The organism is Bradyrhizobium ontarionense (genome assembly GCF_021088345.1).
In the GTDB taxonomy this organism is placed as follows: Bacteria; Pseudomonadota; Alphaproteobacteria; order Rhizobiales; family Xanthobacteraceae; genus Bradyrhizobium; species Bradyrhizobium ontarionense.
This window is the reverse complement of sequence record NZ_CP088156.1, coordinates 3,760,360-3,778,070: the sequence shown is the minus strand read 5'-3', so window position 1 is coordinate 3,778,070 and position 17,711 is coordinate 3,760,360. Positions and strand designations below refer to the sequence as shown.

Below are 17,711 nucleotides of genomic sequence, written 5' to 3'. Positions count from 1 at the left end.
CGTCATCAAATATGGTTGCTCTCCGTCATTGCGAGCCACCCGGACCGCGCGAAGCGCGGCCGGATGACAGGCTCCGCGAAGCAATCCAGGGCTAAGAAGACAGTCTGGATTGCCACGTCACCTTCGGCTCCTCGCAATGACGGAACTCATGAATCGGTTACGCTGTAATTCGCACCGGCAATGTTTCATATCCCTTCACGAAGCTGGAATAGACCCGCTTCGGCTCGCCGATCACGTCGATATGATCGAATCGCGTCAGGATCTCCTCCCAGATGATCTTCAGTTGCAGCTCGGCCAATCGCAATCCGACGCAGCGGTGGATGCCGAAGCCGAACGACAGATGCTGGCGCGGCCTGGTACGGTCGATGATGAAATCATAGGGACGCGCGATCGCGGCCTCGTCGCGGTTGCCCGAGACATACCACATCACGACCTTGTCGCCTTTCCGGATCTGCTTGCCGCGGAACTCGATGTCGGCCAGCGCCGTGCGCCGCATGTGGGCGAGCGGCGTCTGCCAGCGGATCACCTCCGGCACGAAGCTGTCGATCAGGGCCGGATTGTCCTTGAGCTTGCGATACTGGTCGGGATTCTGGCTCAGCGCGTAGAGGCTGCCGGACATCGTGTTTCGCGTGGTGTCGTTGCCGCCGACGATCAGCAGCACGAGATTGCCGAGGAAGTTCCTGGGGTCCATGTCGCGGGTGGCCTCGCTGTGGGCCATCATCGACAACAGGTCGCTCTTCGGCGGCTGGTTGATGCGCTCCTGCCAGAGCCGCGTGAAATAGCGCGCGCACTCCATCAGCTCGGCCTGCCGTTCGTCCTCGGTCGCGACCAGCCCGTCAGGACCGGGAAGCGTGGTCGCGATATCGGACCAGCGCGTCAGCTTGCCGCGGTCCTCCCAGGGGAAGTCGAACAGCACCGCCAGCATCTGCGTGGTCAGCTCGATCGAGACGCGGTCGACCCAGTCGAACACCTCGCCAACAGGCAGATTGTCCAGGCACTCGGCCGAACGCTTGCGGATGTTGATCGCGAGCTCGTCGAGATGCGTCGGCGTGAACATCGGTGCCACGGTCTTGCGCTGCGCGGCATGACGCGGCGGATCCATCGCGATGAAGCTCTCGCGGCGCAGATCGGGATCGACGTCGCGGATGGTGATGCCGCCGAGCGCCGAGGCCGAGGAGAACACCGCGTGATTGGTCTCGATCTCCATGATGTCGTCGTAGCGTGTGATCGACCAGTACGGCCCGAACATCGACTCCTTGCAGTAATGCACCGGGTCCTCGCGGCGTAGCCGGTCGAAATAGGGCCAGTGCGTGTCGGTCCGGAACAGCTCGGGATGACCGGGATCGAATTCGGCCAGCGGCAGCGAGGCTGCGCGCCGCGTTGCGGCGTCGATCATCGGTTCGCGCGCCACGATCGGCCGACGCGCGTCGGCGAGCTCTGTGGTCCCTTGCATGGATATCTCCCTGATCGCCGGGTTCTTGGCGCCCGGCGCAATCTGGTGCAATTACATCCTGCCCGGGATCGAGGGGCAAGCGCGGAGTTTACCGGGCGCCGCATGGGCGGTCTTGCGTCGCAGCGCTGCTCTTTTGCAGGACGCCGGGCGTGACAAGCGCCACGCCACGGAATATGGCTACGATCGATTGTTGCAAAGCAGAAGAAGTGCAGGAGGCCGCCGCCATGATCGCCAACGCGCAGCGCATGTTCAATTTCGATCTCGGCGAGACTGCGGACGCGATCCGCGAGACGGTGGCCAGTTTCTCGCAGAACGAAATCGCACCGCGCGCGGCCGAGATCGACCGCTCCAACCAGTTTCCGCGCGACCTCTGGCCCCGGATTGGCGAGCTCGGCCTGCACGGCATCACGGTCGAAGAGGACTATGGTGGCGCGGGCTTGGGCTACCTTGAGCACTGCATCGCCATGGAGGAGATCTCGCGCGCCTCGGCCTCGGTCGGTCTGTCCTACGGCGCGCATTCCAATCTCTGCGTCAACCAGATTCGCCGTAACGGCAACGAGGCGCAGAAGCGCAAATACCTGCCCAAGCTGATCTCGGGCGAGCATGTCGGCGCGCTGGCGATGTCCGAGCCGCAGGCCGGCTCCGACGTGGTCTCGATGAAGACGCGGGCCGACAAAAAGGGCGACCGCTTCGTCCTCAACGGCAGCAAGATGTGGATCACCAACGGTCCGATCGCGGAGACGCTGGTGGTCTATGCCAAGACCGATCCGCAAGGCGGGCCCCGCGGCATCACTGCCTTCCTCATCGAGAAGGGCATGAAGGGTTTCTCGACCGCGCAGAAGCTCGACAAGCTCGGCATGCGCGGCTCCGACACCTGCGAGCTCGTGTTCGAGGATTGCGAGGTGCCCGAGGAGAACGTGCTGGGGCAGGTCGGGCGCGGCGTGAACGTACTGATGAGCGGCCTCGACTACGAGCGCGCGGTGCTGGCGGCGGGCCCCCTCGGCATCATGCAGGCCTGCATGGACGCGGTGCTGCCTTACGTGCACGAGCGCAAGCAGTTCGGCCAGCCGATCGGCACCTTCCAGCTCGTTCAAGGCAAGGTCGCCGACATGTACACGACGATGAATGCCGCGCGCGCCTACGTCTACGCCGTGGCCAAGGCCTGCGATCGCGGCGAGACCACGCGCGAGGACGCGGCGGGGGCAATTCTGTTTGCGGCGGAGAAGGCGACGCAGTGCGCGCTCGATGCGATCCAACTGCTCGGCGGTAACGGCTACATCAACGATTATTCGACCGGACGGCTGCTGCGTGACGCCAAGCTCTACGAGATCGGCGCCGGCACCAGCGAGATCAGGCGCATGCTGATCGGCCGGGAATTGTTCGACAAGACGTCCTGAAGGGTTGAGCGGGACGAAGGCGCGGGGAGCGGCCTGTGCGCTCATCGGGCAGATAGCGATATTTATCGGGCGCCGCCCAAGCCGGTGTTTTTTTCCGGCCGAGTTGCGTACAAAATGCGCTGCAACGTCGAACCTCGGAGTCGCCCCGGCGACAGATACCCGAGGTATATTGTATGTCATTGCGTGTTTCGGAGGCGTGAGCCGTGAACCAGATGAGTTACGTTCCGCAGCAGCCGCCGCCGCTTCCGCCGTTGACGGCGGGGTTTTCCGGCGTTCGCGGCGAGTTCTTCAGGCTGGTCAGCCGCGGTGCGGCCATCGAACTGATCACGCTGGGCTTCTATCGCTTCTGGCTCGCGACCGACATCCGTCGGCATCTGTGGGTCAACACGGCCGTCGATGGCGATTCCGCCGAGTATACCGGCCGCGGCAAGGAGCTGTTGATCGGCTTCCTGTTCGCGATGGCGATCCTGGTCCCGATCTACCTTGCCTATTTTGTCGTCAGCGTCGAAGCCGAGCGCTATCAGGGCTTTGCCAGCGTGCCGCTGGTGATTTCCTTCTATGCGTTCGGTCAGTTCGCGATCTATCGCGCGCGGCGCTACCGGCTGACGCGCACGGTGTGGCGCGGGGTGCGGTTCTGGATGGACGGCTCAGGCTGGGCCTATGCCGGACGCGCCATGCTGTGGACGCTGTTGGCCGTTGTCACACTGGGGCTGGCCTGGCCGTGGCGGGCCGCCGCGCTCGAGCGCTACAAGATGCAGCACTCGCACTATGGCGACCTGCGCGGTGATTTCGAGGGACGCGGCTGGGAGTTCTTCAAGCGGGCGTGGTATCTCTGGCTTGTTGCGCCATTTGCGCTCGTGCTGTTTCCACTGCTGCCCTTCGTCTATGCGCAGCTCAAGGCCGTTGAATGGCGCTGGTGGCTGTCGGGTATCCGCTTCAGTGGCGTTCGCCTCGAATCGAACTTGCCCGGAAATGCCTTTTACGGCCTGTACTGGAAGGTCATCGGCTGGTTCTTCCTGCTGTCGCTCGTCTCCTCCGTCTATTTCGGCGGGGTGGCTGCGCTGACCGCGAGCCTGTCAGGGCCGGACCCTGACGATCTGTCGCCGATCCAGTTTTACGCCAATCACGTGCCGATGCTGGTTGCGATGGCGCTCGGTTACATCGCGCTGATCCTGGCACTCAACGTCGTGATGCGCCTCTATCTGGTGCGCGATATGTGGGCGACGGTGCTGGCCTCAATCCAGGTGCACGGCATCGAGGCCATGGCCAACGTCGCCGCCAAGGGCGATCTGGCCAGCGCGCTCGGCGAGGGGTTTGCCGATGGACTCGACGTCGCCGGATTCTGATCCCGAGCTCGGTGCGGAGCGACGGGATGTCGACGGGGCATCGGTGGAGCCGGCCGCCGCGCCCGGCGGCCCTGCGACCTATTTCGACGGGCTGTCAAACCGGCGGCAGACCGTCACGATCGGCTTCGCCAATCAGCTGGTGATGCGCAGCGCCGACAATTACGTCTCCTGGCCCTATGCCGACATCCGGCGCGTCGATGCTCCGAGTGGCACGCTGCGCGCCAGCTGCTTGTCGGCCGCGCCGTTGGCGCGCCTGGAGGTCCGCGATGCGGCTGTCGCGGCCGAACTGATCGCGCGTTGCAGCCATATCGACGAGAACCGGGTGACGCGCGGCGCGATCGCGCGCATCACCGGCTGGTCGCTGGCCGCCTCAGCCTCGATCGTCACGCTCGTGCTGGTCGTGATCCCGTTCGCCGCCGACCGGCTGACCCCGCTGGTCCCCCCGAGCATGGAGCGGCATCTCGGCGAAGCCGCGGTGGTGCAGATTAACACCGTTTTCGGAAACAAGGTCTGTAGCGAGGCGGCCGGACAGGCCGCGTTCGGCAAGCTGGTCACGGCGCTGCGTGCGCCGGCCGGCCTCGACGACACCATTGCGTCGCAGGTGCTGGATACACCGATTCCGAACGCCTTCGCGCTGCCGGGCGGGCGGTTCTTCCTGCTGAGGGGGCTGCTCGACAAGGCCGACGATCCCGACGAGATCGCCGGCATCCTGGCGCATGAGCTCGGCCATCTGAAGCATCGCGACAATCTGCGGCAGCTGATCCACAATGGCGGCAGCTCGTTCCTGATCGGGCTGCTGTTCGGCGACATCACCGGCGCCGGCGCTGCGATCTTCGCGTCGCGGACGATCGTCAACGCCTCCTATTCCCGCGAGGCGGAAGCGGCCGCCGACAGTTTCGCCATTCAAGTGATGCACCAGCTCGGCCGGCCGACGCGGCCGATGGGCGAGCTGATGTTCCGCATCACCGGCAAGGAGGACGGCAAGCGGCCGTCGCTGTGGGCGAGCCATCCGCTCACCGAGGACCGCCTCGCCCGCATGCGCGCCGAGGACCTCCCGGCGAGCGGGCCGCCCCTGCTGAGCTCGGATGAATGGCGCGCACTGAAGGGGATCTGCAGGTAGCTGACGGCGATCTGTCGGTTACTTCTGTCGATTACTAATGAGGTACGCCGTCACCAAACACTCGGTGTCGTCCCGGCGAATGCCGGGACCCATAACCACCGAATCCGTTTGTTGGAAGAATGTGGCTCTCAGTGTGCCTGATTGCAGGGCCGCGGCGTGGGTCCCCGGGGCGGCGTCCTGACAACGCTGGCGCGTCGTAAGCAACTGCCCGGGACGACAGTGGAGTTTCCGGCGGCGTCTGAGCTCTCAACAGCTGCCAAAGCTCCTCACTCCGCCAGATTATTCACCTGCTTCACCCAGGCGCGGACGTCGGTGAGCACGTCCGGCAGCACGGCCTTGACCTCGGTGAGCGTCATGCCGGCCTTGACGCGCGGATCGTAGAGCACGTTGAGGATGTACTGGTCGTAGACGTCGAAGAAGCCCATCGAGACGTTGTCGTTGAACATGGTCCAGGGCACGCTCGATGTGTCGTTGATCGGGCCGAGCGACTGCAGCAGCTCCTCATAGGCGCAATCGAGAAAGACGAAATCGCCGTTGTCGACGGTCAGGATCACGTCGGAATGCTCGATCTCGAACGCTTCGTTCTTGCGGAAGCCGGACAGGCATTGCGGGTCGAGCGAGGTCTTGATCTCGCGTGCGCGCTCGCTGCCATAGGCCTGGCTGATGGTGTGGTAGAGGTCGCGGTCGCGCACCAGCTTGACCCGGACATTGGCGTTGTCGTCGCTTTCGGTCATGGCGATGTCGAGATTGCGGATGTGCGCGGCGATGTCGCCGACGACCTTGGCGAGCTGCGCCTTGCGGTCGGCGCGGCGGCCATCGGCGAACACGCGCACCGGCGTGCCGTACTTCCTGATCCGGTCGACCCGCCCGGCGAGATGATATTCGGCGCCGAACGCGGTCTTGAAGAAGCCGTCGGTGATTTCGGCGTCGGTAAACGCCTTCTTCTCGGTGCGCTGGCGCGCGGCGATGGCCGGGATCTCGGCCGTCGAGGCCGGCAGCGAGACCGTCATGAACGAGAGCGACGTCAGCGCGACGGCTACCAGCCACAGGGGGGACCGCCGCAAGCCGGCGAGCCCTTGGTCGGCATGAGCAGTCCGTCGTCGCGACATTCTGGCCCGTCTTGGTGTCAGTTCTTGACGATCACGGTGGCGCCGACCGAGACGCGGTCATAGAGGTCGGTGACGTCGTCATTGGTCATGCGGAAGCAGCCCGATGACACGGCCTGACCGATCGTCTCCGGCTCGTTGGAGCCATGGATGCGGTAGAGCGTGGAACCGAGATACATCGCGCGGGCGCCGAGCGGGTTTTCGATGCCGCCGGCCATGTGGCGCGGCAGGTCGGGGCGGCGCCGCAGCATCTGCGAGGGCGGGGTCCAGGCCGGCCATTCCTTCTTCGCGGTGATGCGATGCACGCCGCTCCAGCGGAACCCGTCGCGGCCGACGCCGATGCCGTAGCGCAGCGCCTGGCCGTTCGGCAGCACCAGATAGAGCCGGCGCTCGGCGGTGTTCACGATGATCGTGCCGGGCGCATACTGACCGTCGTACATCACCGTCTGGCGCGGAATCGGGCTGACGCCGCCCTGGAAGAAGTTCGGCCCGCCACCGAAGACGTCACGCGTGTCGAACATTTCCGCGCGCGCCATTCCGGCACCCGACAGCAAGGCGACCGCAGCAATTCCCAAAGCAAAAAAACGCTTCATTTACATCCCCTGGCATAAATCAAAATCCATCGCAGACAGGCCATAAACCTCCAGGTTTCGCAACCCACGCCGCCGTGAGGCCGGTATGTGGCGGCGGTCCGTGACCCAAATCCCACGAAAACCACCGAGCTCGCCGCCCGACACCGTGTTAGCCAAGTCCGCCTTAGCCAAGTCCGCGTTAGCCAAGTCCGCGCATGAGCATCGTCGCGATGGCAGCAATGCGGCCAGCCCCTTTGACGAGGCCCGCGAACAATGATTGATCTGCCTCACCTTTAGACGTGGCGCGCGGTATCAACGGGAGAACATGATGAACGGTGCGGAAAGCCTGGTGCGGACCCTGGTCGCGGGGGGCGTTGACGTCTGCTTTACCAATCCGGGCACCTCCGAGATGCATTTCGTCGCCGCGCTCGACCGTGTCGAGGGCATGCGCTGCATCCTCGGCCTGTTCGAGGGCGTCGTGACCGGCGCCGCCGACGGCTATTTCCGCATGAAGGGCACGCCGGCCTCGACGCTGCTCCATCTCGGCCCCGGCCTGGCCAACGGTCTCGCCAATCTGCACAACGCCAAGAAGGCGCGCTCGGGCATCGTCAACATCGTCGGCCAGCACGCGACCTACCACATCGGCTTCAACGCGCCGCTGACCTCGGACATCGAGGGCCTGGCGCGGCCGATGTCGGACTGGGTGCGGACCTCGCCGAGCGCCAAGGCCGTGGCCGCCGACGGCGCCGCCGCGATCGCCGCCGCCAAGAGCGCGCCGCCGCAGATCGCGACCCTGATCCTGCCCGCCGACACCGCCTGGAACGAGGCCGACGGCATCGCCCAGGTGCCTGGCGAGACGCAGCGCCCGAGCTATTCGGCTGAGGCGGTCGAGAAGGCCGCCAAGATCCTGCACGCCCATGGCCCGGAGACGCTGGTGCTGATGACCGCGGGCGCGCTGACCGAGCAGGGCCTGGCGTTCGCCCAGCGCATCGCCGGCAAGACCGGCTGCCGCGTGATGGGCCAGACCTATCATCCGCGCATGGCGCGCGGGGCGGGGCGGTTCTCGATCGACCGCATTCCCTACGTGATCGAGCAGGCGCTGCCGATCCTGAAGAACTACAAGCACATCGTGCTGGTCGAGGCCAACGACCCCGTCGCCTTCTTCGCCTACCCGAACAAGCCGAGCATATTGAAGGCCGAAGGCACCGAGGTGCACCGCATGACCGCCTGGGGCGAGAACTCGGCCGCCGCGCTGGAGGCGCTGGCCGACCATCTCGGCGCCAAGGCCGCGGACGTGAAGCCGCAGCCGCTCGCCGAGCTGATCAAGCCGACCGGCGCACTGAACCACACCACCATTGCGCAGGCGATCGCCTATGCCATTCCCGAGAACGCGATCGTGGTCGACGAATCCATCACCACCGGCCGCGGCTTCTTTCCGCCGACGGCGGCCGCCAAGCCGCATGACTGGCTGCAGAACATGGGCGGCTCGATCGGCTTCTCGACCCCGGTCGCGACCGGCGCCGCCGTGGCCTGCCCGGACCGCAAGGTGATGTGCCTGGTCGGCGACGGCAGCGCCATGTACACGATCCAGTCGCTGTGGACCCAGGCGCGCGAGAACCTCAACGTCGTCACGGTGGTGTTCGCCAACAGGATCTATCAGATCCTGCGCGGCGAGTTCGATGGCGTCGGCGCCGGCGAGCCCGGCCAGCGCGCCCAGGACATGCTCAAGATCGACCGCCCGACGCTCGACTTCGTCGCCATGGCCAAGGGTATGGGCGTCCCGGGCCGCGCCGTCACCACGGCCGACGAGTTCAACGCGGCGCTGGCGGAAGCCAATGCGGAATATGGTCCCCGCCTGATCGAAGTGCAGATGTAAGGCTTCCCGCCCACAACCGGCGGCCGCAAAACGGCCGCCGGTTCATGGCAGCGTCATGACCTCATTATGCGGCTGGCGACTCAGGCCGATCGCGTGTTGATGGTGACGTCTCCATCTTTTGTTCTTGGGCGGCATGCACAGCGAATTGAACCGGCTGATCTCAGCGTTGCAGGAGTTCTATGCGCGCGAGCGCTTCATCCTGGACCGCGATCTGGGTGAGCGCGCCCTGACGCACCGGCTCGCGGTACATCTGGAGCGCAACTTCCTCGGTTGGGACGTCGATTGCGACGACAACCGGCTCGGCGATCGCGCGATGCTGCTGCCGCGCGGGTCGATCGTCTCGACCGACGATGAGCTGGGCAAGTCGGTCTACCCCGACATCGTCGTGCACAAGCGGGCCGTGCCGGACAACCTGCTGGCGATCGAGGTGCGCAAGGCAGGCAATCACCAGCCGCTGGCGCACGACCGCCACAAGCTGATGGCGCTGACCGATCCGCATCTGTGGTTCGCCTATTGGATCGGTGTGCTGGTGATCCTCGACCGCCGAACCGTGATCGCGCCTGAGATCTATGTCGGGGCCCGACTGGAGCCGCAGCTGTCGGCCTGGTTCGCTGGACGGCTGCAGCAGCTGGGGCTGGTCGCTGTCTAGGAGGCACGCCTGCGCGGCGCCTGCAAGTCGATACGCGTTGGATCCGACTGATCGTCGTCATGGAACCGCAGGGGAGGCCGCGGTCCGTCCCTTCGCGGGGCACGGGGCATGCCCCCGAAGGCAAGCCCGCGCTGAGACCCACTTCGACATGGCGTCGCCCGAGCCCATGGCGTCGTGGAGACGACGCGGCAGCGTGCGAGTGCGCCATGTGCGCAAGGGGGAACGAAAGCCGAGCCCCGCTGCTGCGTCTCATGCCCGCTATTTCAACGTCGACAGATAGGCAACGACGTCGGCTCGCTCCTTCCCGTCCGCCAACCCCTTGAAGTACATTTTGACGCCGTGGACGTCCCCGCGCGGATCGGCGATGTAGGTATCCAAGGCCGCAGCCGTCCAAGGCGTCTTGTTGGTCTTCATGCCTTCGGAATAGACGTAGTCCGGTACGGCCGCCGGCTGGCGTCCGACGATGTTCCAGAGGCTCGGACCGACCTTGTTGATGCCGATCTCGGCAGAGTGGCAGTTCTGGCAGATGCGCTGGAAGATGCTCTTCCCGGCGATGGGGTCCCCGTCCAGCGCCTTGGCGCCCGACGCAAGACCCGACGCAAGACTTGCGAGAACGACGATAAGAACGATGCGGCGGAGCATGCGAATCCTTCCCTTTTCGACCCTGAGCGGCGCGGACAAGTCCCGCGACCGGGCCGGTCGGCAGATCCGTGCAGATGATCGGACAAGAGCCAGACCCAAGTCCTTGTTCTGGATCAATCCGCGTCGTTGCCGTTGCTGTTCAATTGGCTTATTCTTCTAAAAAAACGAACGGAAACCACACGAAACGTGTCGTTCTGGGAGGTGCCTGAGTGGGAGACGCCGATCCTCGGCCCGCGCGCCCGTCTGGCGTGATTGCTGCAAAGTCGAAGGCCGCGACCGAGGCCGCTGCGGCGGCCGACATCTGTGGCCAATTGTCGGCCGACGGCTTGGCCATGGTGCTGATCTTCCTGTCGCCCCACTATGATCCGAACAAATTCATGGCGGAGGTGACGACGCGTCTTGCCGGCATCCCCGTGTATGGCTGTACGACGGCGGGCGAGCTGTCGCCCGATGGCTGGGACGACAACAGCGTCGTTGCTCTCGCCTTTGCAGCCGATGATTTCACCGTGTTCGCGCAGCCCATCTTCGGCTTGTCGGCCTTTCGCGTCGATGAAGGGCGCCGCCTCGGCAACCAGTTGAGGCAGGAGGTGTTTCGGCATGGCGGTCGCGACGACGAAGGCGTGTTCGGGCTCGTCCTGATCGACGGCATGTGCCAGCGGGAAGAGGCGATCATGTCGGCGATCTATGCGTCGCTCGACAATATTCCTCTGGTCGGCGGGTCGGCCGGCGATGGTCTGCGCTTCGAGCGCACCTGGGTTTTCCACGACGGCAAAGCTCATACCGACATGGCGGTGCTGATTCTGATCAGGACGTCGTTGCCGTTCCGGTTGTTCAAGTGCGATAATTTCGAGCCGACCTCGGCCAAGATGGTGGTGACGGAAGCCGATCTCGAACAGCGTATCGTCAAGCAGCTCAATGCTGAGCCGGCGGCGGAGGAATATTGCCGCGCGGTCGGTATCGCCGATTCCGAGCTCGACCCGTTCCTGTTTGCAGCCCATCCGGTGCTGGTGCGTGTCGGCGGCTCGTATTTCGCGCGTTCGATTCAGCGCGTCGACCCGGACGGCTCGCTCCGGTTCTTCTGCGCGATCGACGAAGGAATGGTGCTGACCGCTGCGAGGTCGCGCAACTCGGTGGCGGCCGCCCGCGAGATGCTGGCGGAGGTCCGCAACGAGATCGGCGAGGTCTCGATCTTCATCGGTTTCGAGTGCATCCTCAGGCGTCTCGACGCCGAGCAGCATCAGTTCGCGCGGGAGATGTCCGATCTCTATCGCGACAACCGGATCGTCGGATTCCATACCTATGGCGAGCAGTACGGTTCAATGCACGTCAATCAGACGCTGACGGGCGTCGCGATCGGCAAACGCGCAGGGGCGCAGCCATGACCGCCTCCGGGTCTCCGCAGGACCTGCAGCGTGAGGCGGCCAAGCTCAGGAAGATCAACGCCGCGCTGATGTCCCGGGTCGAACGCTCGATGGACCAGCAGTTCAATGCGTTCTCACTGTTCGAAACGGCGATCGCGCTCGATCAGCAGGTCCGCGAACGGACCCGGCAGCTGCGAGATGCGCTGCATTCGATTGAGACGGCCAACAAGGACCTCTACTGGGCCAAGCAGCAGGCGGAAGCGGCCAGCTCCTTGAAATCGTCGGTCCTGATCTCCGTGACGCATGATCTGCTTCAGCCGCTCAACGCGGCGCGGCTGACGCTCTCGACCTTGGCGGACGAGGTCTCGTCCGATCGTGGAATGACCATGGTCGGCCAGGTCGACCATTCGCTGGCCATGCTCGAGGATCTGCTGCGATCCCTGCTCGAGATTGCCAAGCTGGACGCCGGAGCCCTGCGTCCGGATGTGCGCCCCATTCTGCTCTCGACTCTGTTCGAGCCGCTCGAACGCGAGTTCGCGCCGATCGCGGCAAAACGGGGGCTGTCGTTGCGCATCTGTCCGAGCTCTGTCGCCGTGGTCTCGGATGCCATGATGCTGCGGCGCATCCTGCAGAATCTCCTCGCCAACGCTCTGCGTTACACGCGGCGCGGCGGTGTGATCATGGGGTGTCGGCCGGGGCCGGGATCAAGCCGTGTTCGCATCGAGGTGTACGACACCGGCCCGGGCATTCCCAAGCCGCAACAGGAAGCGATCTTTCTCGAATTCCAGCGCGGTCAGCCGAGCGCCGAGGACCAGGCCGGCTTTGGGCTCGGCCTGTCGATCGTCCGGCGCTTCGCCAAAGCGCTGGATCATGAGGTCAGGCTCGCTTCACGGGTTGGCCATGGATCCACATTCAAGCTCGAGCTCGACCGGGCAGACCCGGCAGCCGTGCTGCCGGATTTGTATCCTGCGGATCACGTCGACCACGACTATGGCGGGCTCGAAGGCGCCAAGATCCTGCTGATCGAAAACGACCTGGCCACCGCCGAGGCCATGGTCAGTCTGCTGGAAAAATGGGGCTGCGACGTCGTGGCTACGGTGTCGTCGAAGGACGCGTTGCAGCGCTTGAGCGCGCTCGGCGCGGTCCCCGAGACGATCATTGCGGATCTCCACCTGGATGGCGACGAGAGCGGGCTTGCCGCCATCCGGGACATCCGGCAATTCCTCGGCAGAGACGTGCCGGCCATGATCGTGACGGCGGACTATTCCGAAGCTGCGGCCAAGGAAGCGAGCCTGTACGGGCTCGAGATCCTGACCAAGCCGGTCAGGCCAGCGGAGCTTCGTGCCCTGTTGTCGTTTCTGCTGTCATGAGCGTTTCAGCGTCGTCTCCCCGCGCTTGAACCGGCGTGCGTGTCCGCGGCTCGCCGATGAGGTTCACGAAGTCGATCTTTTCCATCTCGATGATGGCCTTGGTCCGGCTCATGACCCGGAGCTTTCGCAGGATTTCCGAGACATGGACCTTCACGGTGGTCTCGCTGATCCCGAGCTCATAGGCGATCTGCTTGTTCTGCAGTCCGCAGCGGATCAAGTCGAGCACGCGCAGCTGCTGCGGTGTCAGCTCGTGAAGACGTTTCAGGAGATCCTGAGCAGGAAGCCTGCCCCGGCGCGTGCCGGCGCAGGGTGCGCCGGCATCAATATGGACCTCGCCACGCAGCACGACCTTGATCGCATCAGCCAATTGCTGTTTCGAGGTCGATTTCGAGATATAGCCGGCGACACCCAGCGTGAGAACATGGGCGACGAGCCGCGGATCCTGATGCGCTGAAACCACCAGGACCGGTGTCCGCGGCGCGGTCTTGCGGATGCGAATGACGCCGGAGAGGCCGGTCGTTCCGGGCGTCGAGAGGTCGAGCAGGATCAAGTCGAATCTCGGCGGCGACGACAGAAGACCGATGGCCATATCGATGGACGTCGCCTCGCGCATCTCGGCATCAGGCAGAGCGACGCGGATCGCGCTCTCCAACGCCTCGCGAAAGAGCGGATGGTCCTCGACGATGAGCAATCGAGCCACGTGCTGTCACCCCCCAGCCGGATCGACGAGCCGGTTTTTCCAGTGTCGCGGATCTGACATTCGCACCGGTCTGCGCATCGTCTTCGAGCGAACGTCAGAGCCGGAGCACCAGCGATACCGTCTTGATCCCGATCAATCAACGATCAAGATGCGCGATGTCGCGATGCCTGGCGCCGCCACGACATCCCGCGTCGCAGCATTGCCGGTCCGTCAACTACTGGTGCTTCCTGCGTGACGCGGCCCGCGATCCGGGGCGGTCGGTCGGAATGGGCAGTTCGATCTTGCTGGTTTCGATGACGGCCTTGTTGCGGCTGAACAGGCGGAGTTTTCTCAGGATTTCGGTGATGTGCGCTTTGACGGTCGATTCCGCAAGCTGCAGTTCGCCGGCGATTTCCCGGTTCTGGTAGCCTCGCTTGATCAAGTCGAGGACGCGAAGCTGTTGCGGAGTCAGTTCCTCGAGACGTGCCTGCAACGCGCGAGAGGAGCCGTTCCCGTCGCGTTCGGCGGCAGGCACGAAGTCTTTCGGGACTGAGATCGAGCCGCTGAGCACGCGTTCGATCGAGGATGTCAGCTCGCGCTTCGAGGTCGACTTCGGCAGATAGCCGGCCGCGCCGAGCGAAAGTGCCTCGCGCACGACATGCTGGTCTTCATCACTCGAGACGATCGCGACCGGAAGCCGCGGATGGGTGGCGCGAAGCCGCAGGAATCCCGAAAAGCCCGTGGCGTCCGGCAGCGTCAGGTCGAGCAGCGCCAGATCGATTTCTGGTTCGGACGAAAGGATGTTGAGCGCATCGGCGATCGACAAGGCCTCGAGGATCTGGGCGTCCGGATGCGCCAGACGCACGGCGTTGCCGAGGGCCTCGCGAAACAGCGGATGATCGTCGATGATCAGAAAGCGCGTCATTTTCGACTCTCACTTGTCGCCAGCACGCTGCGGGTGATCCGGCAGACCCTGACCGCCGGTATCGGTCTCCTTCAATTTGCCGTTTCCGACGACTGCACGGTCATCAGGAATGAATAGATGCTCTCGAACTGGTCGTCGGTAAAGACCTCCTTCCAGGCGGGCATGCCTTTGGAGGGACGACCTTCGTGCACGGTGGTCCAGTACTTGTCGCGCATGTCCTCGCCGTAGCGGGTTCGCAGCCGTCGCAGGTCGATCCGGCGTTCTGCCTGCACGGCGTCGGGTCCGTGACAATGGGCGCAGGTGCCGTTGAAGATCTCCTTGCCGAGGGGCACCCCCTCGGTCTGGGGATCGGTCACATTGGAGTCCGAAACCCTGATCACTGAAGCCTCAGCAGCCGGCTGTCGGAGGAGCTGAGCGGGACCAGTGAACGAGGCCAGCTTGATCAGGCTCGGCGCGGCGCCGAGCCTGATCGGCGGATCGCCTGGCAGCCCGTATTTGGCAGCCAGCTCGGCGATCCGCAGGTCGAGCTGCGGCAAGGCGGCGTCGATCTGGTCGCGCAACTGCGCTGAGGTTCTGGCGAAGCCGATCGCTGCATCCCAGGACAGACCGGCTCCTTCGACGGGCTGGATCCGGAAGCGGCTTTGGTAGGTCGTCTTGTTCAGCCAGCCTGCAACCGGTCCCCAGACGAAAGCGACGTCGGCCTTGCCCTGGGCGAGGGCCGCCATGCCCTCGTCCGGCGTCAGCACGGTAACTTTCTCGATGTCGTCGCGCTCGGCCAACAGATTTTGCGGCGTGGTTTGGTATTGCACCGCGACGCGCTTGCCTCTGAGGTCGTCGATGCTGCTGACGGCAAGCGTCTCGCGGCTGACGAGCGCATAGCTTTCGGTCGCGATCTTTTTCGAGAAGATCACCGTGGGTCCCATGAATTCCGAGGACAGCGGCAGGCCTATCATCGCGTCGCACTGCTTGCCCAGCAGCGTCACGCGCACGGTCCGCTTGCCGAAATAGGATTTGTACCAGTTGTACGTCACGGGGCGGTCGAGCTGCTGCGACAGGGCCCGGCCGACCTCGAGATAGAATCCTGGCTGCGATGGATTGTCGCTCGAGAAGGGAAGATTGGTCGGATCCGCGCATAACCGCAGCGGGTCCGCCTCGTTTGCGAACCCCGCGGCCGACGATGCCGGCAGGGTGGAGGCCATCAATGCGACCAGAATCGTCGCACGTGCTGACAGTTCGGCGGCGGCCTGCCTTTTCGAGCCGGTCTGACGACGATTCAGGCGCATCCTTGATCCCTCGATCTTGTTATCTTGTTTGTTCGCACCGGCTCGGTCCTCGCGGCCGTGCCATTCGCCTCATGCGGACAGGCTGGGCGGTGCGCGTGTCCCGATTCCGGGGACACGCGCTTCTGTCGTGGTCGTCGCGGTTATTGGACCGCGAAGACGAACAAGGCGCCGCCCTCGGGAGCCGCGTTCGTCATCTTCTTGCCGATCTCGCCGAGGAAGGCCGGGATCGAGGCGGTGCGCCCGACGACGACGGCGACGTACTGCTTGCCGTCGACCGAGTAGGTCACCGGACCGGCGCCGATGCCGGAGCCGAGATTGCGCTTCCACAGGATCTTGCCGGACTTGGCATCGATGGCGCGGAAATCGCCGTGCAGATTGCCGGAGAAGACCAGGCCGCCTGCGGTGCTGAGCGTGCCCCCGTTGAAGGGAAGGTCTTCCTGGATCGACCAGACCTTCTTGTTGTTCACGGGATCCCAGGCGATGAGCTCTCCGAGGAAGCCGCCGGGGCCTTCCTTGGTCGGGAATTCCGCGCCGAGATAGAACACGCCGCGCTTGTAGGAGACGTCGCTCACCGCCCAGTCCATGCAGACATTGTTGGCCGGGATATAGACCAAGCCGGTGTCCGGGCTGTACGACATCGGCTGCCAGTTCTTGCCGCCGATCAGGTTCGGACAGACGTCCTTGACAGGATGTCCGGGGCCCGGCCGCTTGTCCGGATCCTCGACCGCGCGCAGGGTCGCGGTGTCCCATTTCTGAGCCCAGTTGGCGAAGACGTATTTCTCGGCCGAGATGACCTTGCCGGTCTCGCGATTGGCCACGAAGAAGAAGCCGTTGCGGTCGGCCTTCATCAGCGTCGGAACGGCCGCATCGCCGATCTTCAGGTCGGCGAGGATGGCTTCGTTGACGCCGTCATAATCCCAGGCATCGGCGGGGGTGGTCTGGATGTGCCACTTGATGTTGCCGGTGTTCGGATCGAGCGCCAGCGTGGACGCCGTATAGAGATTGGTCAGCTTGCCGAACTCGCCGTTGCCGGTCGAGCGCACGGCGGTGTTCCAGGGACCGGGATTGCTGGTGCCCCAATAGACCGTGTCGCTCTTCGGATCATAGGAGCCGACCAGCCAGGCCGCCCCACCGCCGTGCAGGCCGGTGTCGCCCTTCCAGGTCTCGCTGCCGGGTTGGCCGGGAGCAGGAACGGTGTAGGTCTGCCACAACGCTTTGCCGGAGTTGATGTCGAAGGCCTGCAGCGAACCGCGCACACCATACTCGCCGCCGCCGAAGCCGGTGATGACCTTGTCGCGAACGACCAGCGGCGGCGAGGTGATCACCGAACCCTGTTTGTAGTCGACGACCTTCGACGTCCACAGCTCCTTGCCGGTCGCGGCATCGAGCGCGGTCAGCTTGCCGTCGAGCCGGCCGACGAACAGCTTGCCGTCGGCATAGGTGATGCCGCGGTTGTTGACGTCGCAGCATGCATATTGCAGCACGTCGTCGGGAATATCCGGCTCATAGGTCCATTTGCGCGCGCCGGTCGCGGCATCCAGCGCATAGACGTATTTCGGGCCCCAGGAGGTCGAGACGTAGAGCGTGTTGCCGATCACGATCGGCGAGGCCTCGTTCGAGCGCAGCGAGGCCAGCGAGAACGAATAGACCAGCGACAGCTTGCCGGCGTTCTCGGTATTGATCTCCTTGAGCGGGCTGAAGCGGGTGTTGCCGTAATCATGCCCGGCCATCGCCCAGGCCCCGGGCTCACTGGCGGCCTTCAGCGCCGAGTCATTGGCGCGGACACCAACGGCGCCGGCCATGAGGAAGGCAACCGTCGAGATGCCAGCCAAGAATCTCCTGCTCGTGAAATTCATCAGTTCCCTCCGCATTTGTCTTTGTTGTGGTCGTGTGGCGCGCGCGCCGCGCCGAGCCCCCGATGTGCAGTCGCGC

Annotated in this window: 16 protein-coding genes; 8 read left to right on the top strand and 8 right to left on the bottom strand. The window is 64.6% G+C overall.

Features of this window, described 5'->3' with window-relative positions:
• Positions 1–157 precede the first annotated feature (157 nt).
• Positions 158–1,453 carry a cytochrome P450 gene (locus LQG66_RS17060; protein WP_425601318.1) on the bottom strand — a complete coding sequence of 432 codons (1,296 nt, stop codon included), beginning with the start codon at positions 1,451–1,453 and terminating at the stop codon, positions 158–160.
• A 224-nt stretch (positions 1,454–1,677) separates the two neighbouring features.
• Here LQG66_RS17060 and LQG66_RS17055 point away from each other — a divergent pair, with 224 nt between their 5' ends.
• The 3 genes from LQG66_RS17055 to LQG66_RS17045 all read left to right on the top strand — a co-directional run bounded on the left by LQG66_RS17055 (position 1,678) and on the right by LQG66_RS17045 (position 5,316).
• Complete coding sequence (locus LQG66_RS17055) at positions 1,678–2,850, top strand: isovaleryl-CoA dehydrogenase (RefSeq protein WP_231327348.1); 1,173 nt, start codon at positions 1,678–1,680, stop codon at positions 2,848–2,850.
• Positions 2,851–3,062: 212 nt separating this feature from the next.
• A complete protein-coding gene (locus LQG66_RS17050; protein WP_231327828.1) occupies positions 3,063–4,196 on the top strand; it encodes a DUF898 family protein in 1,134 nt (377 codons plus the stop codon).
• Positions 4,171–5,316, top strand: coding sequence for a M48 family metallopeptidase (locus LQG66_RS17045; protein WP_231327347.1), 1,146 nt, complete (start codon positions 4,171–4,173; stop codon positions 5,314–5,316). The genes LQG66_RS17050 and LQG66_RS17045 overlap by 26 nt, the downstream gene beginning before the upstream one ends.
• Before the next feature lie 266 nt (positions 5,317–5,582).
• Here the strand turns inward: LQG66_RS17045 and LQG66_RS17040 are convergent, their stop codons facing one another.
• Together LQG66_RS17040 and LQG66_RS17035 are read right to left on the bottom strand one after the other, a co-directional pair.
• Positions 5,583–6,326, bottom strand: a complete 744-nt coding sequence (locus LQG66_RS17040; protein WP_231327827.1) for a DUF2927 domain-containing protein — start codon at positions 6,324–6,326, stop codon at positions 5,583–5,585.
• A gap of 116 nt (positions 6,327–6,442) precedes the next feature.
• The gene (locus tag LQG66_RS17035; protein ID WP_231327346.1) at positions 6,443–7,015 is read right to left on the bottom strand and encodes a L,D-transpeptidase; all 573 of its coding nucleotides are present in this window, start codon (positions 7,013–7,015) and stop codon (positions 6,443–6,445) included.
• A 307-nt stretch (positions 7,016–7,322) separates the two neighbouring features.
• Here LQG66_RS17035 and LQG66_RS17030 point away from each other — a divergent pair, with 307 nt between their 5' ends.
• Together LQG66_RS17030 and LQG66_RS17025 are read left to right on the top strand one after the other, a co-directional pair.
• Positions 7,323–8,870: an acetolactate synthase large subunit gene (locus tag LQG66_RS17030; protein WP_231327345.1), complete on the top strand. Its 1,548-nt coding sequence runs from the start codon at positions 7,323–7,325 to the stop codon at positions 8,868–8,870.
• 133 nt (positions 8,871–9,003) lie between these two features.
• Positions 9,004–9,519: a hypothetical protein gene (locus LQG66_RS17025; protein WP_231327344.1), complete on the top strand. Its 516-nt coding sequence runs from the start codon at positions 9,004–9,006 to the stop codon at positions 9,517–9,519.
• A gap of 258 nt (positions 9,520–9,777) precedes the next feature.
• Here LQG66_RS17025 and LQG66_RS17020 read toward each other — a convergent pair whose 3' ends face one another.
• Positions 9,778–10,161 carry a c-type cytochrome gene (locus LQG66_RS17020; RefSeq protein WP_231327343.1) on the bottom strand — a complete coding sequence of 128 codons (384 nt, stop codon included), beginning with the start codon at positions 10,159–10,161 and terminating at the stop codon, positions 9,778–9,780.
• A gap of 209 nt (positions 10,162–10,370) precedes the next feature.
• Between LQG66_RS17020 and LQG66_RS17015 the strand changes: the two genes are divergently transcribed.
• Positions 10,371–11,543, top strand: coding sequence for an FIST N-terminal domain-containing protein (locus LQG66_RS17015; protein WP_231327342.1), 1,173 nt, complete (start codon positions 10,371–10,373; stop codon positions 11,541–11,543).
• A complete protein-coding gene (locus LQG66_RS17010; RefSeq protein WP_231327341.1) occupies positions 11,540–12,892 on the top strand; it encodes a hybrid sensor histidine kinase/response regulator in 1,353 nt (450 codons plus the stop codon). The genes LQG66_RS17015 and LQG66_RS17010 overlap by 4 nt, the downstream gene beginning before the upstream one ends.
• On the opposite strand, the gene LQG66_RS17005 is transcribed toward LQG66_RS17010, so the two are convergent.
• Both LQG66_RS17005 and LQG66_RS17000 read right to left on the bottom strand, forming a co-directional pair.
• A complete protein-coding gene (locus LQG66_RS17005) occupies positions 12,846–13,592 on the bottom strand; it encodes a response regulator (RefSeq protein WP_231327340.1) in 747 nt (248 codons plus the stop codon). The genes LQG66_RS17010 and LQG66_RS17005 overlap by 47 nt on opposite strands.
• Before the next feature lie 214 nt (positions 13,593–13,806).
• Entirely contained in the window at positions 13,807–14,496 is a 690-nt protein-coding gene (locus LQG66_RS17000) for a response regulator (protein ID WP_231327339.1), read from the bottom strand.
• Here LQG66_RS17000 and LQG66_RS16995 point away from each other — a divergent pair.
• A complete protein-coding gene (locus LQG66_RS16995; protein ID WP_231328096.1) occupies positions 14,422–14,613 on the top strand; it encodes a hypothetical protein in 192 nt (63 codons plus the stop codon). The genes LQG66_RS17000 and LQG66_RS16995 overlap by 75 nt on opposite strands.
• Here the strand turns inward: LQG66_RS16995 and LQG66_RS16990 are convergent.
• Together LQG66_RS16990 and LQG66_RS16985 are read right to left on the bottom strand one after the other, a co-directional pair.
• Positions 14,568–15,779, bottom strand: coding sequence for a c-type cytochrome (locus tag LQG66_RS16990; protein WP_231327338.1), 1,212 nt, complete (start codon positions 15,777–15,779; stop codon positions 14,568–14,570). The genes LQG66_RS16995 and LQG66_RS16990 overlap by 46 nt on opposite strands.
• Before the next feature lie 140 nt (positions 15,780–15,919).
• Positions 15,920–17,611 carry a PQQ-dependent dehydrogenase, methanol/ethanol family gene (locus tag LQG66_RS16985; protein WP_345778963.1) on the bottom strand — a complete coding sequence of 564 codons (1,692 nt, stop codon included), beginning with the start codon at positions 17,609–17,611 and terminating at the stop codon, positions 15,920–15,922.
• Positions 17,612–17,711 lie beyond the last annotated feature (100 nt).

What these genes read in the sequence shown, in the direction of transcription:
- LQG66_RS17060 (WP_425601318.1), bottom strand. Translation starts at nt 1,453, where the DNA reads ATGCAAGGGACCACAGAGCTCGCCGACGCGCGTCGGCCGATCGTGGCG.
- LQG66_RS17055 (WP_231327348.1), top strand. Translation starts at nt 1,678, where the DNA reads ATGATCGCCAACGCGCAGCGCATGTTCAATTTCGATCTCGGCGAGACT.
- LQG66_RS17050 (WP_231327828.1), top strand. Translation starts at nt 3,063, where the DNA reads ATGAGTTACGTTCCGCAGCAGCCGCCGCCGCTTCCGCCGTTGACGGCG.
- LQG66_RS17045 (WP_231327347.1), top strand. Translation starts at nt 4,171, where the DNA reads ATGGACTCGACGTCGCCGGATTCTGATCCCGAGCTCGGTGCGGAGCGA.
- LQG66_RS17040 (WP_231327827.1), bottom strand. Translation starts at nt 6,326, where the DNA reads ATGACGGTCTCGCTGCCGGCCTCGACGGCCGAGATCCCGGCCATCGCC.
- LQG66_RS17035 (WP_231327346.1), bottom strand. Translation starts at nt 7,015, where the DNA reads ATGAAGCGTTTTTTTGCTTTGGGAATTGCTGCGGTCGCCTTGCTGTCG.
- LQG66_RS17030 (WP_231327345.1), top strand. Translation starts at nt 7,323, where the DNA reads ATGAACGGTGCGGAAAGCCTGGTGCGGACCCTGGTCGCGGGGGGCGTT.
- LQG66_RS17025 (WP_231327344.1), top strand. Translation starts at nt 9,004, where the DNA reads ATGCACAGCGAATTGAACCGGCTGATCTCAGCGTTGCAGGAGTTCTAT.
- LQG66_RS17020 (WP_231327343.1), bottom strand. Translation starts at nt 10,161, where the DNA reads ATGCTCCGCCGCATCGTTCTTATCGTCGTTCTCGCAAGTCTTGCGTCG.
- LQG66_RS17010 (WP_231327341.1), top strand. Translation starts at nt 11,540, where the DNA reads ATGACCGCCTCCGGGTCTCCGCAGGACCTGCAGCGTGAGGCGGCCAAG.
- LQG66_RS16995 (WP_231328096.1), top strand. Translation starts at nt 14,422, where the DNA reads ATGCGCCAGACGCACGGCGTTGCCGAGGGCCTCGCGAAACAGCGGATG.
- LQG66_RS17000 (WP_231327339.1), bottom strand. Translation starts at nt 14,496, where the DNA reads ATGACGCGCTTTCTGATCATCGACGATCATCCGCTGTTTCGCGAGGCC.
- LQG66_RS16990 (WP_231327338.1), bottom strand. Translation starts at nt 15,779, where the DNA reads ATGCGCCTGAATCGTCGTCAGACCGGCTCGAAAAGGCAGGCCGCCGCC.